A 2695-nucleotide genomic window follows, 5' to 3' on the forward strand; every position below is an offset into this window, starting at 1 on the left:
GAGCGGCGGTACCGCGGCGGCAGCACGCGTTCCGCCCAGCGCGGGGCGCGCGGGGTGAAGCGCGGCATCAGCAGCAGCACGAGGCCCAGCGCGCTCAGCAGGGCGACGCTCAGCACGATCCACATCGAGGCGGCGGTCACCGAGTACGACAGGGCGCCGAAGGCGATCAGCCCGCACCAGAAGTACATGATCAGCACGGCCCGGCTGTGCGAGTGGCCGATCTCCAGCAGCCGGTGGTGCAGGTGCCCGCGGTCCGCGGCGAACGGCGACTGCCCGCGCCAGGTGCGGCGCACGATGGCCAGCACCAGGTCGGCGGCGGGGATCGCGATGATGGTGAGCGGCAGCAGCAGCGGGATGTAGACCGGCACGGTCGCGTGGACCGCGCTGCGCTCGGACCCGGCGAACAGCTTCAGCGCGTCCGGGTCGATCTGGCCGGTGATGGAGATGGCGCCGGCCGCCAGGATCAGGCCGATCAGCATCGAGCCGGAGTCGCCCATGAAGATCCGCGCCGGGTGCATGTTGTGCGGCAGGAAGCCCACGCACATGCCGATCAGGATGGCGGCGAACAGGGTGGCCGGGGCGGCCGCCTCGATGCCGAAGCCGAACCAGATCCGGTAGCCGTACAGGAAGAACGCCAGCGAGGCGATGCCCACCATGCCGGAGGCCAGACCGTCGAGGCCGTCGACGAAGTTCACCGCGTTGATGGTGATCACCACCAGTGCCACGGTGAGCAGCGTGCCCTGCCACGAGGTCAGCGCCACCAGGCCGAAGCCCGGCACCGGCAGCCACAGGATGGTCAGGCCCTGCATCACCATGACGCCGGCCGCGATCATCTGCGCGCCCAGCTTGATCAGGGCGTCCAGCTCGAACTTGTCGTCCAGCACGCCGATGATCCAGATCAGCGCCGCCCCGGAGAGCAGCGCGCGCGGCTCGTTGGACCGCTCGAAGACCTGGCCGAGGTTGGTGAGCTGGGAGGCGACCAGCAGACCGGCGCACAGGCCGAAGAACATCGCGATGCCGCCGAGCCGCGGGGTGGGTTCTCGGTGCACGTCCCGCGCCCGCACCTGGGGCATGGCTCCCGCCACGATCGCGAACTTCCGCACCGGACCCGTCAGGAGGTACGTCACCGCGGCCGTGATGCAGACCGTCAGCAGGTATTCACGCACGGGCTTCCCCACAGATCTCGCTGGCCATTCCGACCCACACCCTAGCGAGGGACGGTCCTGAGTGATGACTTCCGGGTGGCCGGGACGGTTTCACCCGGGGGTCACGGATACGCGGGCGGGAAGGCCTCGGCCAGTTCCCGTGCCCCCGCGCGAGCACCGTCCACGTCGCCCCGCAGGGCCCGCCCGACCAGGGACGCGATGGTCCGGGCCTCCTCCTCCCCCATGCCCAGGGTCGTCACGGCGGCCGTCCCCAGGCGGATACCCCGCCCTTCGTGCGGCAGTGCCGATGTGTCGAGGACCATGCCGGCGGCGCCCAGCAGATCGCGGGCCGCGCGGCCGTCCAGACCGCCGACCGGGGCCGGGTCGGCGATCACCAGGTGGGTGTCGGTGCCCCCGGTGGAGACGTGCAGCCCCTCGTCGGCGAGGCCGGCGGCGAGGGCCCGGGCGTTGGCGACCGTGCGGTGCGCGTAGGCGGCGTACCCGGGCGTCGCGGCCTCGCCGAAGGCGACCGCCTTGGCCGCCACCACGTTCATCGGCGCCCCGCCCTGGGTGAACGGGAAGACCGCGCGGTCTACGCGTTCGGCCAGCTCCGCGGTGCACAGGATCATTCCGCCGCGCGGGCCGCGGAGCACCTTGTGGGTGGTCGCGCAGACCACGTCGGCGTACGGCACCGGGCTGGGCGCCGCGCCGCCCGCCACCAGGCCGATGGGGTGCGCGGCGTCGACGATCAGGTAGGCGCCGACGTCGTCGGCGATCTCCCGGAACGCCGCGTGGTCGACGTGGCGCGGGTAGGCGATCGACCCGCACACCACCGCCTTGGGCCTGGTGGCCCGGGCCAGCGCCCTGACCTGCTCGTAGTCCAGGAGTCCGGACTCGGCGTCGACCCCGTACCCGGTGAAGCGGAACCACCGGCCGGAGAAGTTGGCGGGCGAACCGTGGGTGAGGTGGCCGCCGAAGGCCAGCCCCAGCGCCAGCACCGGGTCGCCGGGACGCAGCAGCGCGGCGTAGGCGGCCAGCACGGCGGACGAGCCGGAGTGCGGCTGGACGTTGACGTGCGCGGCGCCGAAGAGGGCGGTGGCGCGCTCGACGGCGGTGCGCTCGGCGAGATCGGCGTAGGCGCAGCCGCCGTGGAAGCGGTTGCCGGGGTAGCCCTCGGCGTACTTGTCGGCCAGCGGGGAGGCGAGGGCCGACAGCACGGCGGGCGAGGTGAAGTTCTCGGCGGCGATCAGCTGGAGCGTGGTGCGGCGGCGCTCCGCCTCGGCCTCGAGGATCCCCGCCATCTCGGGATCCCGGGCCCTCAGCACCTGGTCTCGCAGCGCCTGGGCGTGCGCGACGGTCCCCATGCGGAACCTCCTCGTCCGGACGTCAGGTCCAGCGTAGGACGCGGGGGGCGGGGCTGCGCGGCACGCGGGGCGGCCGGGGACCGGCCCGGGTCAGCCCGGCACGCCCGTCAGCGCCGTGACCACCGGGTCGAGGGCTCCGTGTATCTCGTCGCCGACCGAGCGGAAGAACGGCAGCGGCGCCCCGTA

Annotated in this window: 2 protein-coding genes and 1 pseudogene; all 3 read right to left on the bottom strand. The window is 73.2% G+C overall.

The features are described 5' to 3' along the window. Nucleotides 1–1166, bottom strand: a 1166-nt coding sequence (locus tag HW445_RS25725) for an MraY family glycosyltransferase (RefSeq protein ID WP_180223290.1), incomplete at its 3' end; no start/stop codon positions are given. A gap of 101 nt (nucleotides 1167–1267) precedes the next feature. Then, nucleotides 1268–2509, bottom strand: a complete 1242-nt coding sequence (gene glyA, locus HW445_RS25730) for a serine hydroxymethyltransferase (RefSeq protein ID WP_180223291.1) — start codon at nucleotides 2507–2509, stop codon at nucleotides 1268–1270. Nucleotides 2510–2599: 90 nt separating this feature from the next. Continuing rightward, nucleotides 2600–2695, bottom strand: a pseudogene (locus tag HW445_RS33765) (protein-tyrosine-phosphatase); the annotation flags it as partial.

Source organism: Streptomyces sp. UH6, assembly GCF_013421635.1.
Classification (GTDB): domain Bacteria; phylum Actinomycetota; class Actinomycetes; order Streptomycetales; family Streptomycetaceae; genus Streptomyces; species Streptomyces abyssomicinicus.